Origin of the sequence: Bacillus sp. RCC_6_1 (assembly GCF_041360755.1) — a bacterium.
GTDB classification, from domain to species: domain Bacteria; phylum Bacillota; class Bacilli; order Bacillales; family Bacillaceae_G; genus Bacillus_A; species Bacillus_A cereus.
In genome coordinates, this window is record NZ_JBFUPV010000001.1 from 534517 (window position 1) to 548126 (window position 13610).

Consider the following 13610-nt stretch of genomic DNA (forward strand, 5'->3'; position numbering starts at 1 on the left):
ACTTTAATTCGGTCCGATGTGTTGTTCACCATTTCACCCCTTTTCACCAACAAGTCCAGTTGGCTTCACTATTAAGAAAAATAGTAACATTAACATATTAATTGCAAGTGATAAATCCGGTATAAAATACGCTGTAAAAGCACCAGCTAATCCAACAATTAAAGAAGCAATAGCTGAACCTTGTACGCTTCCTAATCCACCGATAATTACTACTATAAAAGCTAAAATTGCATACTGCATGCCCATCTCGGCGAAAATAACGCCCGAATACGGTGCTAATAAGAATCCTCCCAAAGCTGCCATCCCTGCTCCTAATAAAAAGACGAAAGAAAATATCGCTTTTACATTAATACCAAGCGCTTGAACCATTTCTTTATCCATTACACCTGCACGGATCATAAGACCTATCTTCGTCTTTTTGAGTAATAGTAGTAGTGCGATGTAAATAATTATCCCAATCAAAATAACAAATAGACGATATTTAATTAATATAATACCTCCGAATGTAAAACTTCCTTGTAACCATAACGGTAATTTTGCACTAATAGGGTTTGGCCCCCAAAATATTTTAATACACTCACTAAGAACGAGCATTCCTCCAAGCGTAACGAGCAGCTGTCGAACATGATTTCCATATACCGGTCTAATAAGAAACCTTTCTAAAATAAATCCTAGGAACATTCCCATGGCTACTGCTCCAACTAAAGCTAATATATAACTTCCTGTCATATTAAATAACCAAACACCTGTAAATGCTCCCCATGCAAATAAACCACCGTGTGCAAAGTTTAAAACGCTCATTAGACCGAAAATAAGTGAAAGACCTGATGCTAACAAAAAAATGAGCATCCCTGTTGAAATCCCATTTACAAATAAATTGATTAACACATCCATCCTTTTCACCTCGGATTCATGTTAAGAGATTCCTAAATATTTATGACACATTTCCTTATCCTTTTTTAATTCATTCATAAAACCGTTATGAACAATTCGTCCGTTATCCATAATGTAAAAATAATCACCAATTTGACTGGCCATCATAAAATTTTGCTCAACAAGTAAAACTGTTGTTTTCTCTTTCATCTTCAAAATAGCTACCATTAATTTCTCCACCATTATCGGGGATAGCCCTTTGCTCGGTTCATCAATAAGTAATAATCCATCACTATTAATAAACGCTCTTGAAATAGCCAACATTTGCTTTTGCCCTCCGCTCAAGAGCCCACTTTTCTTATTCCAAAACTGCTTTAAATCCGGAAATAGTTCCAGCATCCACTCTATTTTCCCTTCTACTTCCTCACCTTTTCCCCTAGCAAGAGCGAATGTTTCTTCTACTGTCAAATCATGAAAAATACCTTGATTTTCTGGTACATACCCTATTCCTTTCCTTGAAATTAAATGTGTAGGTAATCCACTTACTTTTGCACTATCATAATAAATTTCACCATCTGCAATGCGGTGAAATCCCATCACTGAACGTAATGTCGTTGTTTTCCCTGCCCCATTTCTACCAAACAGTACAGTAATCTTCCCTTTCTCAACAGCAAGAGATACTCCTTGCAAAATATGAAACTGATCTAAATACGTTTCTATATTATTCACTTGTAATAGTGCCACTATATAATCCCCCTAAATAAGCACTTTGTACACGCTCATCTTTCATAATTTCTTCTGGCAATCCTTCAGCTAATAACTCTCCATGAAATAAAACGATAAGATGATCTGACAAACCTAGTATCATATCCATTTTGTGTTCGATAAGTACAATTGTGCTCTCTGGATGTTTCTTAATATTTTCAATCACTTGTAATATAGCAGGGACTTCCTCAACCGAAATACCTGCCGTCGGCTCATCAAGTAATAACACATCCGTTTTTAAAGCCAATAACATCGCAAGTTCTAGCTTTCTTTTCTCTCCATGTGCCAAATCTTTCGCTAATATGTTCTCTTTCTCGTGAAGTAATACTGTTTTTAAGAAACGTCTCGCCTCTCCAACTTGTTGCTTTAATTTTGCTGAACTCGGGAAAAAACTATAGTAATCTTGTACGAATGATTGAACACTTAAACGGACATTTTCAAGTACCGTTAATTCTGGGAATATGTTTGTAAGCTGAAAAGAGCGACCGATTCCTAAGCGTGTTCGATCTGAAATCGATAGTTTTGTAATATCTTGCCCTTTAAAATACACTTCACCTGTTGTAGGTGAAATCTGTCCACTTAGTAAATTAAATAATGTTGTCTTCCCCGCACCATTTGGCCCGATAATAGAAATGAGCTTTCCTTTTTGGACAGTTAAATTTACATCTTTAATAACTTGATGTTCACCAAAAGATACACTAAGATTTTTCGTCTCTAGCAAATGTGTCACGAAATCCCTCCCTTTAAAGCCGTGAGTATGAAGGAAATATGTATAAAGAGGGTCCCCCCTCTTTATACAAAAACAACAGAAAATTCAGTCTATTTATTTTGAACTGGTGGTTCTGTTTCTTTCATCGTTAATTCTCGCTCTAACACTGGCACCGGATAATCAACACCATCTTGCTTTTTCAATGTGATAGAATACAGCGTCTGCATCGCTTGGTGGTCCTTCTCTCTAAACTTCATCTTTCCTTTCGGTGTATCAAATTCCATTCCTTCCATTTTCTTAATCAAGGTATCTACATCTGTATCACCTTTTGTTTTCTTTAAGGCTTCTACAATAGAAATTGCTGCTGACATTCCTCCCGCTGTAAACAAATCTGGCACTACACCATTAAAACGTTTTTTATGCTCTTCAACTAGCCAATCATTCACTTTATTTTTTGGAAGTGTGTGATAATATACAGAAAAACCTTGCATACCTACTAATGCATCCATTGTTTTTAATGCTGGTATATCTGGCGCACCTGTAGAAATTTTAATACCTTGCGCTTCCACATTCATATCTTTCAACTGTTTCCAAGGTGAATTTGCCCCTGCCCAAACGATAAATAAATAATCTGGTTTTGAACTAATGATATTTTGAATATTCGCTGTAAAATCTGTTGAATTTGTATCCGCGTATTGCTCATTCACAATGCTCGCACCTAATTTTTTCGCACCCGCTTTAAATGCAGCAATCCCTTCACGACCAAAAGCGTTATCTGGGGCAAATGTCGCAATCTTTACACCTTTTTTCGCAATTGCCGCTGCTCCTGCAATCGCATCTTGTGAGGAACTTCTTCCAGTTCTAAAAATATATTTATTCCAGTTCTTCCCGGTAATACTATCCGCAACTGCCGGTTCTACAACCATAATCTTTTCATATTCCCCGGCCAGTGGTAAAACCGCTAACGTATCACTTGAACTAGACGATCCAACTAAAAAATCAACTTTCTCTTCTTCTAATAACTTCGTAGCTTTTTTAACTGCTACATCAGCTTTCGTTTCTGTATCTTCTACAACAAACTTAATCTTTTTCCCATCTACTTTCCCAGTTCCACCAGTTGCATAGTCTAACCCTAATTCAAATCCGTTCACTGTTTGTTTTCCATACGATTCTAGCGGTCCTGTTAAAGAAGCAAGAACTCCTACCTTAATCGTTTTTTCATCCTCTGTACTTGTTTTCTTTCCTGAACAAGCTGCCGTTATTAATAACGAACCTAAAACACAACCAGTAAACATTGTCTTTAGCCACTTACGTTTTTTCATCGACATTGTGATCCTCCCCATACTTTACTTTCTGATAGAATCAAACACGCCAAAATCCCCTGTCCGTAATCATGACTAACTAATTCGATAGATAATGGAAAACTCTTGTAGTACCCTCTACATTCGGCACAAATATATAATCACCTTCCTATGTAATGGAAACGGACATACAATCAATATATATTCTGCAATCCAATTGAAAATACTGTTTCATTTCAGTAATGATCATACAAAAAGACTAACTTATTTTTTAAGTTAGTCTTTTCACCTTAATTAGAGTTAAGTTCTACTTTCTCTAACCCTTCAGCCAATTGTTTCTTATCTAGTCCTTCTCCTATTACTACTAAGTTTGTCGGGAAACCGAAGTCTTGTTCTAATAAAGTTGGTACTCCGAACGAATATTGGAATAGGTGAGGGTATTTATCTCCACGGAATTTCACAAAACCTTTCACTCGATAAATACTATCTGGTAAATTCGAAAGCCATTCATATAATTTGTCTTGATCAATCGGTTTCGTAAATTGATATGTCATCGTTTGTATATGTAAATGCTGTTTGACATGTAGTGTCTCATGTTCCTCATCATTTGGAAATTCTGCTTCTTCTATATCTTTTAAAGATATATTACAATACTTTGTCTCATACATTTTCGCATGATCATTTATTGCCTTTACTTCTTCAAATACTGTGTTCTTATCTTCATCTGTTAGTAAATCTGCTTTATTAACAAGAATGTGACTACCAAATTTAAGTTGCTCATGCAATAGCTGTTGTACATTTGCACTTAATATACTTCGGTTTAACCACCTTACTGCATCTAAAACGACTACAATTGATTTCACTTCCAGAAAAGGAGCTAAAATTGGCGAGACACACGCGTCTAACACTTCAATTGGATGCGCAACACCTGTCGTTTCTATATAAATTACATCTGGTCTTTCTTGTTGGTATAACGAATGTAATTGTATTTCAAGCTCTTCTTTTAATGTACAACAAATACATCCTTTAAGAAGTTCTCTTAAAACATTCTCTTTTCCAATAATATCTGTATCTACCGAGTATTCACCAATTTCATTCATTAATACTGCAACTTTTCTATTCTTCTTTTTCTCTGCTAACAATAAATTTTGTAATAATGTTGATTTTCCACTACCTAAAAAACCACCTAATATATGAATCTCCACTTTATTCATTCAACCGACCATCCATTTCTTTACTTCAAATGTATTCAAAGCGTAATAATTACGATTTATATTTATCATTTTATTAAAAGAATGACCATTTGTAAATATAAGAGATTCACTGTTCATTTACTTCATATGCAACTCTAACTCCAGACTCAATTGCCCCTTGCATCCATCCATGTGTTAATGTCGTATGCTCTCCTGCAAAGTGTACTTTTCCAGATGGTGGTGTAATATACGGAAATAACTCGAGCTCTTGGCCTGGTTCGAAAGCTGTAAATGCACCGCAAGAATACGGATTTTTACTCCAGCTAAAAGATGTTCCAGTGACAAACTCACTATAGACGATGTCACCGTATATTTCCGCTAAATTTTTTAATGCGTAACGAATACGATCTCTTTGCGGGAGACTATCCCATGTTAACGCCTCATCTGCCCACGTATAACTTGCTATAACGATAGCTGGTCCTGGAGTATGAATGCCATAACTCGGATAGTATGTAAAACGTATCGGTAAATCAGTAATAGATTTACCTCCACACTGTCCCGCTTTCTCCCAAAATCTACTTTTAAACTCTATTGCAATTTTAGTTGCAGCAATATAATTTAATTCACGAATTGCTCTTTTTTTAAAATAAGAGAATAAATAGTATGGCTGAACTTCTACAAACCTTAACGCTGAAAATGGAATTGTAATAATAGCAAAATCACTTGTTATTGTAAATTGCTCTAACGTTTGTTCATGATTTCCTTGTAACATTACTTTATTATCTTCTTGTATAATTTTATCAACCTTATACTGCATTAAAATATGTTCCCTTAATTGTGGTAAGAATGCATTCGATAACTTATCCATTCCACCAGTTATTTCATAATATTTCGTTGTTGAAGTAAAGAAAATCATTTCACGTAATACTTCAATTAAGGACATTCCCATATAAGCTTCCATATCAAGAAGTACCCCAATCATATCTATTGCACCATCTGAATAATACTCCATTAAAAATGAACCAAGCGAATACGTTTTATACTTTTTTTCAACGATAAGCCAGTTTTTATCAGGATCCTTCTTAATATAATTTAGTATTGGTTCTAATACCTCAATCATTAGCTCTTCTGCCGTTTTTCCTCTTTCTTTATCCAAAACCGGATATTCAAGTACACTTGGATCATTTTCAAACACATTCAATCTCGTTTGAATGTTATTCGTATAAATGATATCTGCAAAAGTTTTATTTATAAAAAGGTTTAAAGGTAGTTTAAATTTATGAATATACGCTAAGGTTAACTTATGGGTGTCAGGGATTCTCATCGGTCCCGCATTAAAATATAAACCCACACTAAATGGTTCCCGAATCGTATACACTCTGCCACCTATTCTGTTATTTGCTTCTATAATCGTTACTTCGTGCCCAGCCTCTTTTAATAAAGAACCTGCAACTAATCCAGAAATCCCTGCACCTGCAATCGTAATCCGTTTTGGGTTATTCTTTTTAACAAGCCCTGCATGAATAATATGAAGCATTTCTTCCATTGTTAATGGGTTCCCCATACCATTTCCCCTTTTACAAAGGATTTTACTGAATTATATTCGGTTCACTGAATTCCTATGTTTTGTTCGCAGATTTGCACGGATACATTTTCAAATACTTGAATATCTTTTATAAAATGTAATAAACTAGATATGACTCTATAGAAGTAAGACGTATTATCTTACATAACAAAACCAATGAAATTGCGAGGAATTTTGAAATGAAAAAAGGTATTAACCGTGTTGTATTAGTAGGAACAGGAGCAGTTGGATGTAGTTATGCTTACTGCATGATTAACCAAGCCGTAGCTGAAGAATTTGTTTTAGTCGATGTAAATGAAGCAAAAGCTGAAGGGGAAGCAATGGATTTAAGTCATGCTGTTCCATTCGCCCCAGCTCCAACTAGAGTATGGAAAGGCAGCTACGAAGATTGTAAAGATGCTGACCTTGTAGTTATTACAGCTGGATTACCACAAAAGCCAGGCGAAACACGTTTAGATTTAGTTGAGAAAAACGCCAAAATCTTTAAACAAATCGTTCGCAGTATTATGGATAGCGGATTTGATGGCATCTTCTTAATCGCAACAAACCCTGTAGATATTTTAACTTATGTAACTTGGAAAGAATCTGGTTTACCGAAAGAACGTGTAATCGGTTCTGGTACAACGCTTGATTCTGCTCGTTTCCGCTATATGTTAGGTGAGTACTTCGATATTGGTCCACACAACATTCACGCTTATATTATCGGAGAACACGGCGATACTGAACTTCCAGTTTGGAGCCATGTTTCCGTTGGTATCCAAAAACTACAAACACTGCTTGAAAAAGACAACACGTATAATCAAGAAGATTTAGACAAAATTTTCATAAACGTCCGTGATGCAGCTTACCATATTATTGAGCGTAAAGGCGCAACTTATTATGGTATCGGTATGTCACTTCTACGTGTTACAAAAGCAATTTTAAACGACGAAAATAGTGTATTAACTGTATCAGCTTACTTAGAAGGTCAATACGGTCAAAAAGATGTTTATATCGGGGTACCTGCTGTTTTAAATCGCGGCGGTGTTCGTGAAATTTTAGAGGTTGAATTAAGTGAAGATGAAGAATTAAAATTCGATCACTCTGTTCAAGTATTGAAAGAAACAATGGCTCCGGTTCTTTAATTAAGATAAAAAGCAATCCAATTTATTTTGGATTGCTTTTTATTTTCATTATCTCCTATGACTTTTTAGTGATTTTCTATCATTTCTTATTTTTTAGTCGCATCCTCATTATTTATATCAAGTACATCTAATAAAAAGATAAAGATTGGTATCCCGATAATAAGCCCCCATATTCCGAGGAAATGCTCTGAGAAGATAAGAATCATAAATGTGTAGAATATTGGTAAATTTGTTTTTGCAGACATAAACTTCGGATTTAAAAAATAACTTTCAAGAGCATGGATTACTGTTATGAATACGAGTATGTATACTACGTACATAACTCCGCCTACGTTGTAAGCAATGATACAAAGTGGAAACAAAGAAATAATCACACCTGCAACAGGAATCAACCCTAGTAAGAAAATCATAACAGCTAATACAAGTAGCTGTGGAAATCCTAAAACGATTAATGCAATGACAGTAAGAATACAATTTACAACGGCAATTAAAAACTGAGCCTCAATTACTTTGCCGAACGATCTTGCAAATCTTTCACCAAAATATGCAATTTCCTCATAAAAGATTTTTAACTTACTATCTTTAAACTTAGATGTAAATGTAATAATACGCTCTTTTTCTAATAAGAAAAATAAGCTTAAAATTAGAGATAATAATATTTGTAAACTTACCTTCCCTATATTTGCTATCGATTGATAGATGACATCTACACCTTGTTCTATATATTTTGATACTTCCATCCCATTAATTGTCGAAAGTGCATATTTAACGATTTCATTATCAGGTGGATTTTGAAAAAATAGTTTAAACTGATAAATTAATTGTGAAATTTGTATCGTCAGCACAGGTAAATATTTATATAACGTTGTGCCTATAAAGGAAACCAATATTATATATAAACATGCAATAACAATTTTCCGGTTTACTTTCAATTTTCTTGAAATAAAACGTTGAAATCGATCCATTAAAAACGTCAGTATAAACGTAATTAATATTAAATTAATCATACTTTTTAATGCGTATAATACAAGCGCTACTATTATTAAAACGAGAAACCGTTGAAACCCTCTACTTCGAAAAAAACTCTTTACTTCATTCATTAAGAATTAACCTCCCCCTTCAATGGATGGAAATTGAATATATTACATTTTATGAACTCCTATAGACAATCTTTCTTACTAATTGAGAAGAATCCTTTTTTTCTTTTCATATTGTTAGATTCCAGTTATTTTTCATATAATCTTTTATAAACTAGGTAATTTTCTATTTTTAGACTGCTGTTCATACGCATATCCAATATTGAAAAGCTCTTTTTCACCAAACTGTTTCCCTACAAACACTACACCGATTGGTTCTCCATTTTTATCATATCCAGCAGGAACCGCTAATTCCGGATAACCAGCTACAGCTGATAGAAGAACTTCATCGTTATTAATCATAACTAGAGCATCCAAACCTTTTTCTACTAAATACCTATCTAGCTCTTTTCTTGCATTTTCTTGACTCGTTTGCACTACGTTTTCAAACTCTTCTTTCGTTATAACAGATTTTTCAGACCCTTCAATTAATGTTTGTCCGTATTTTATTCGTCTTTTACTATCCTTTTTATTAAACGCTATAATCTCTTCTAACGATTTTACCGGTACATTCTTTTGCTGTGAAAGATAGTCGTTTACATTATGCTTGAACTCATATTCTAATGTTTGCAAATTATCTACACCCTCAGCACTTAACTGGATATTATCAGTTAATATCGCACCTGCATCTTGAAGGTCTTTTCTAATTTTTTCTGCTACTGCTTTTCTATTTTCATCTTGTTGGTCTACAGAAAAAAGAAGCCCTATCTTTTTCCCTTTTAATCCATCTATCGATAAATCCTTTGTATAATCAATTCTTTCTTTATCTTTCATTTTTTCTGTCATAACATCTTTTTCGTCATAACCTATCATTGCATTAAATAATGTTGCTGCATCTTTTACCGTTCTTGCCATAGGTCCTGCTGTATCAAGAGTTTCAGCTAACGGAATAATTCCTGTTCTGCTTACCATACCTAAAGATGGACGTAACCCAACTACTGATTGCTGCGCCGCGGGTGCAACAATCGATCCCGTCGTTTCTGTTCCAATTGCAAGCGGTGCAAAATCTGCTGCAACTACTGTAGCAGATCCTGAACTTGATCCTGAAGTATCGAATGTAATCGGACCGTACGGGTTTAAATTTTGTCCTTTCTTCCCGCTATACCCGCTTGGCATTGTAAAAGATAAATAGTTCGCCCACTCAGACATATTCGCTTTTCCTAAAACAAATGCTCCTTCTTCTTTCAACTGCTTCACAATTGTTGCGTCTTGATCTGCAATCCAATCTTTTAATACATAAGTTCCTGCACTAGTCGGCATCACTTTTTCCGTCTGTACATTATCTTTTACAACGACAGGAATACCATATAAATTCGAATTTTTGTTTCTACCCCGCTCTTGATCTAACTTTCTTGCTTCTTCCATCGCATTAGGATTTATCTCTGTAACAGAATTTAATGTTATTCCATTTTGATCATGTTCTTGTATTCTAAAGAGATAAATACTCGTTAATTCTTCATATGACAACTTTCCATCATCAATCATTTTTTGAAGCTCATCTACAGTCGCATTTACGACTTCTTTTTCTTTTATCTTTACATTTTCTATATTGATTCCTTTAAGCTGATTATGTATCGGTTGTAGCACTCTTTCTTTATCATATACAATACGCTCAGGTTCCTTTGGAAAATAATTTTTATACACGTAATATCCACCAGCACACGCTAATAAGACAATGCCTCCAGTGATAGACAGCGTTACCTTTACCCATTTCTTCATGTTGCTTCCTCCACTCTATAAGATGCTTAGCTATACAAAAAAGAGAGTTACCTTTTACTTAACTCTCTCCAATCAAAATGCTAAATGAAAAAATGAAAGATTTCAATCTAATTACTTCTTTTTTTGCATTTGCTTTGCTAACATTTCTTTCACTTGATTATACGTTAACCCTGAATTTTTATTTAAACGCTTTACTTCCTCAACATCAGTACCTACCACTGTATATTTTTTCTCATCATTCATTTTTCTAATTCCCTTCTCACCGTATTATTTCTTATATTTCTTCCCTAAATACGCATAAATTAACACCACTACAAAAAAGGAAGCTGTTTTTAAGCACAGCTTCCTTCTCGTTACATATTGTATTTCTTAATAAAATTTCACTACATCTTCAGTAGGTAAGAACGTTCTTTCTGCTGGTTGTTCGTTTGGTTCACCAAATGGCATTTGACCTACTAAGCTCCACTCTGCCGGAATGTTCCAAGTTTCTTTCACTTCAGCATCTACGATTGGGTTGTAATGTTGTAATGACGCTCCAATTCCTTCAGCAGATAATAGCATCCACACAGTATGTTGTAACATCGCATTTCCTTGATGAGACCAGAATGGGAACTGATCTTTATATAATGGCGCATTTTCTTGCATTTTTTCTACAGTTGCTTGATCTTCAAAGAATAGAACTGTTCCTACACCTGCATGGAAGCCTTTTAGTCTTTCTACAGTCGCTTCAAAGTTTTCTGCTGGTACGCGGGCTCTTAGTGTTTCTTTAACGATATCCCAAAACTTTTCATGCTCTCCATCCATTAATACAACCATACGACCACTTTGCATATTGAAAGATGTTGGTGCGTGTAAAGCTGTTTTTAACACTTCTTCAATTCTTTCTTTCGTAATTGCATCGTTTTTTGCTACTTTACGAATTGAACGGCGGTTCACGATTGCTTCTTTTAAGTTTGTTGTAGTTGCTGACATTTTAATTCCTCCAAATGTTTGTTTTATAATTTATTTTGTTATTTCATAACAAGCGAATTAGCAATATCCATCCGTATTACATTGCATACCTTCAAATGAATTTGTTTTATCCTTTTCAATTTCTTTATCAATGACCCTTTCTAGTGTTTCTTTACTAGCAAGCCCTTGAATGACTTCATCTCCAATCATGACAGTTGGAACAGCCATAATATTCGCTTCATCATATGCGTGTTGAATTGCTTCTTGATGCTTTTCTTTATATTTACGAGTTACTAAAGCATCTTTAAATTCCGCCTCAGGAAGTCCTACTTCTACCGCTAATTTTGTTAACACATCAATATCTTCAATGTTTTGCTCTTCTTGGAAAAATGCTGTGAATACGCGGTGATGATACTCATTACCTAGTCCACGTTCTTTCGCAAATTGACATCCTTCGAAAGCTAAATGTGTATATGGATGTGGTGAAACACGTGGCAAGCGCATATCAATTCCTAACTTCTTCGCTGTCGGAAGAATGAAAGCATCCCATGAACCTAATTTTTCTGGTTCATTCCATGGATCTATTTTTGAATATGGACTTGGACGTAATTCAAATGGCATCCATTCAATCTCTACATCTTTCTCTTTCGCTACCTCATCTAATGGACCTTTTGCTAAAAAACAAAACGGACATATAAAATCTGAGTATACTTTCATTTTTACAGTCATAACTTTTACACCTTACCTTTATCGTTGTAATCAAATCAGTTACATTAATGACAAAAAAATATAAATATGATTTAAGCATTCATTTTTTCTTGCAAAGTTTCAAACAACTGCCCCATTGTAATATTTCTCAAAACTTCTTCCATCGCGGATTGTGCTTGAATTAAAATGATTTCTAACACCGCTTGAATATTCGCCCCAATTGGACAATCTGGATTCGGTTTCTCGTGAATATGAAATAGCTTGTCTTCTTCGACTACGTTCACTGCATGATACACATCTAACAATGTGATTTCATATAAATCCTTTAGTAATCCCGCGCCACCCGGTCCACGATTTACGTAAACAAAGCCAGCTTGTTTCAAGTACGACATGATTTTACGAATGACTACTGGATTTGTATTAACACTCTCAGCCATATAGTCTGAAGTACAATGTGAAGATGGATTGTTTTTCAAAATAGATAAAATATGAACAGCTATGGAAAAGCGGCTACTAATTTTCATCGTAATCACCACCTCGATGTAATCATTATAGTTACAACTAAAAAATAAGTCAATCCTTTTCATAGATTTTTTATAAGTAAATTAAAAAGTGTCCCATTATGATATATGAGACACCTCTTTTTATTCTGCAAATAGCGATTGAAATTCTTCAATAAATAGCTGCACAGCGATTGAAGAATCCTTTAATGAAGGAACAGCTAAAGCAATTTCTCTCCATACTTGTGGTTCCAATTCTCTCGTTTGCACATTTTTTGGTAAATTCGTTAAAGATAATTCAGCTAATATTGCAATGCCCAATCCTTCTTGAATCATATTTAAAGCTGTAGTAACTGTCGAAATTACATATTCAGCCCGAAGTGGTACGTTTGCTTGTTTAAACATATCAATAATGGGTGGTTCGTATCCACCCTTACATAATATGATCGGTTCATTCTCTAAATCACAAATTGTAAGAGCGTCCTTCTTACAGAGAGGATGATCCTCTCTTAAGATAGCAACCATTTTCCCCTTCGTTAATGGAACAATCTCCATATCTTTATTAGGCAAAATAACAATCCCTATATCAATAACCCTCGATACTAACCAATCTTCAACTTCTTTAATCGTCCCTTCACAAAGAACTACTTCTAAGTTCGGATACTTTTCCTTAAAAAGGTTTATCATTTTGGGTAAGAAATGTGCAGAAGCGCTCGGAAAACTCCCAATTCGAATCGTCCCAACTTCGTGTCCTTTCTCCATCGCAACTTCTTGTTCAATCTTCGCTACACCGTTCAAAATCTCTCTAATATGTACAAGAATCCTATTTCCTACATCCGTAACGAGTAGCCCTTTTCGTTTATCACGTATAAGAATAGTAACTCCTAACTCTGACTCAATACTTGAAATCGCATGACTAACAGCTGGCTGCGTCATATTTAACACCCTGGCAGCCTTCGTAAAACTACCTAAATCAACAGTTTTTATTAATACTTGCAGTTGTGTAATGGTCATAACTAATCACTTATACTCCTCATAAAAAAGAT

Annotated in this window: 14 protein-coding genes; 1 reads left to right on the forward strand and 13 read right to left on the reverse strand. The window is 34.7% G+C overall.

All coding sequences use genetic code 11. The features are described from left to right. Positions 1–33 precede the first annotated feature (33 nt). The 6 genes from AB6801_RS02665 to AB6801_RS02690 all read right to left on the reverse strand — a co-directional run bounded on the left by AB6801_RS02665 (position 34) and on the right by AB6801_RS02690 (position 6405). The gene (locus AB6801_RS02665) at positions 34–894 is read right to left on the reverse strand and encodes a branched-chain amino acid ABC transporter permease (protein WP_000382787.1); all 861 of its coding nucleotides are present in this window, start codon (positions 892–894) and stop codon (positions 34–36) included. Between the two features lie 21 nt (positions 895–915). Continuing rightward, complete coding sequence (locus AB6801_RS02670; protein WP_097862663.1) at positions 916–1617, reverse strand: ABC transporter ATP-binding protein; 702 nt, start codon at positions 1615–1617, stop codon at positions 916–918. Beyond that, positions 1595–2368 carry an ABC transporter ATP-binding protein gene (locus AB6801_RS02675; RefSeq protein ID WP_000149337.1) on the reverse strand — a complete coding sequence of 258 codons (774 nt, stop codon included), beginning with the start codon at positions 2366–2368 and terminating at the stop codon, positions 1595–1597. Before AB6801_RS02675 ends, AB6801_RS02670 begins: the two co-directional genes overlap by 23 nt. Before the next feature lie 89 nt (positions 2369–2457). Then, positions 2458–3675 (reverse strand): substrate-binding domain-containing protein, encoded by a 1218-nt coding sequence (locus tag AB6801_RS02680; RefSeq protein WP_000062005.1) that lies wholly within the window; start codon positions 3673–3675, stop codon positions 2458–2460. A 263-nt stretch (positions 3676–3938) separates the two neighbouring features. Next, positions 3939–4862, reverse strand: coding sequence for a CobW family GTP-binding protein (locus tag AB6801_RS02685; protein WP_001044941.1), 924 nt, complete (start codon positions 4860–4862; stop codon positions 3939–3941). 106 nt (positions 4863–4968) lie between these two features. Next, positions 4969–6405, reverse strand: coding sequence for a flavin monoamine oxidase family protein (locus AB6801_RS02690; protein WP_000528025.1), 1437 nt, complete (start codon positions 6403–6405; stop codon positions 4969–4971). A 200-nt stretch (positions 6406–6605) separates the two neighbouring features. Between AB6801_RS02690 and AB6801_RS02695 the strand changes: the two genes are divergently transcribed. Continuing rightward, complete coding sequence (locus AB6801_RS02695) at positions 6606–7550, forward strand: L-lactate dehydrogenase (protein WP_000715321.1); 945 nt, start codon at positions 6606–6608, stop codon at positions 7548–7550. 86 nt (positions 7551–7636) lie between these two features. On the opposite strand, the gene AB6801_RS02700 is transcribed toward AB6801_RS02695, so the two are convergent. The 7 genes from AB6801_RS02700 to AB6801_RS02730 form a co-directional block, all read right to left on the reverse strand. Continuing rightward, positions 7637–8650 carry an AI-2E family transporter gene (locus AB6801_RS02700; RefSeq protein WP_001006597.1) on the reverse strand — a complete coding sequence of 338 codons (1014 nt, stop codon included), beginning with the start codon at positions 8648–8650 and terminating at the stop codon, positions 7637–7639. A 144-nt stretch (positions 8651–8794) separates the two neighbouring features. Next, positions 8795–10405 carry an amidase family protein gene (locus AB6801_RS02705; RefSeq protein WP_000759469.1) on the reverse strand — a complete coding sequence of 537 codons (1611 nt, stop codon included), beginning with the start codon at positions 10403–10405 and terminating at the stop codon, positions 8795–8797. 111 nt (positions 10406–10516) lie between these two features. Then, positions 10517–10648, reverse strand: coding sequence for a hypothetical protein (locus AB6801_RS02710; RefSeq protein WP_000997344.1), 132 nt, complete (start codon positions 10646–10648; stop codon positions 10517–10519). Positions 10649–10774: 126 nt separating this feature from the next. After that, positions 10775–11377 carry a nitroreductase family protein gene (locus AB6801_RS02715; protein ID WP_001277011.1) on the reverse strand — a complete coding sequence of 201 codons (603 nt, stop codon included), beginning with the start codon at positions 11375–11377 and terminating at the stop codon, positions 10775–10777. Positions 11378–11434: 57 nt separating this feature from the next. Continuing rightward, positions 11435–12085, reverse strand: coding sequence for a DsbA family oxidoreductase (locus tag AB6801_RS02720; RefSeq protein WP_000216673.1), 651 nt, complete (start codon positions 12083–12085; stop codon positions 11435–11437). A gap of 71 nt (positions 12086–12156) precedes the next feature. Then, on the reverse strand, positions 12157–12588 hold the full coding sequence (locus AB6801_RS02725; protein WP_000704063.1) for an Rrf2 family transcriptional regulator: 432 nt from the start codon (positions 12586–12588) through the stop codon (positions 12157–12159). A gap of 120 nt (positions 12589–12708) precedes the next feature. Beyond that, complete coding sequence (locus AB6801_RS02730) at positions 12709–13578, reverse strand: LysR family transcriptional regulator (RefSeq protein ID WP_000156749.1); 870 nt, start codon at positions 13576–13578, stop codon at positions 12709–12711. Between the last annotated feature and the right edge of the window lie 32 nt (positions 13579–13610).

Bases quoted from the DNA above. Each gene is read 5' to 3' on its own strand.
- AB6801_RS02665 (WP_000382787.1), bottom strand. From the start codon at position 894: ATGGATGTGTTAATCAATTTATTTGTAAATGGGATTTCAACAGGGATG.
- AB6801_RS02680 (WP_000062005.1), bottom strand. From the start codon at position 3,675: ATGTCGATGAAAAAACGTAAGTGGCTAAAGACAATGTTTACTGGTTGT.
- AB6801_RS02685 (WP_001044941.1), bottom strand. From the start codon at position 4,862: ATGAATAAAGTGGAGATTCATATATTAGGTGGTTTTTTAGGTAGTGGA.
- AB6801_RS02690 (WP_000528025.1), bottom strand. From the start codon at position 6,405: ATGGGGAACCCATTAACAATGGAAGAAATGCTTCATATTATTCATGCA.
- AB6801_RS02695 (WP_000715321.1), top strand. From the start codon at position 6,606: ATGAAAAAAGGTATTAACCGTGTTGTATTAGTAGGAACAGGAGCAGTT.
- AB6801_RS02700 (WP_001006597.1), bottom strand. From the start codon at position 8,650: ATGAATGAAGTAAAGAGTTTTTTTCGAAGTAGAGGGTTTCAACGGTTT.
- AB6801_RS02705 (WP_000759469.1), bottom strand. From the start codon at position 10,405: ATGAAGAAATGGGTAAAGGTAACGCTGTCTATCACTGGAGGCATTGTC.
- AB6801_RS02710 (WP_000997344.1), bottom strand. From the start codon at position 10,648: ATGAATGATGAGAAAAAATATACAGTGGTAGGTACTGATGTTGAGGAA.
- AB6801_RS02715 (WP_001277011.1), bottom strand. From the start codon at position 11,377: ATGTCAGCAACTACAACAAACTTAAAAGAAGCAATCGTGAACCGCCGT.
- AB6801_RS02720 (WP_000216673.1), bottom strand. From the start codon at position 12,085: ATGACTGTAAAAATGAAAGTATACTCAGATTTTATATGTCCGTTTTGT.
- AB6801_RS02725 (WP_000704063.1), bottom strand. From the start codon at position 12,588: ATGAAAATTAGTAGCCGCTTTTCCATAGCTGTTCATATTTTATCTATT.
- AB6801_RS02730 (WP_000156749.1), bottom strand. From the start codon at position 13,578: ATGACCATTACACAACTGCAAGTATTAATAAAAACTGTTGATTTAGGT.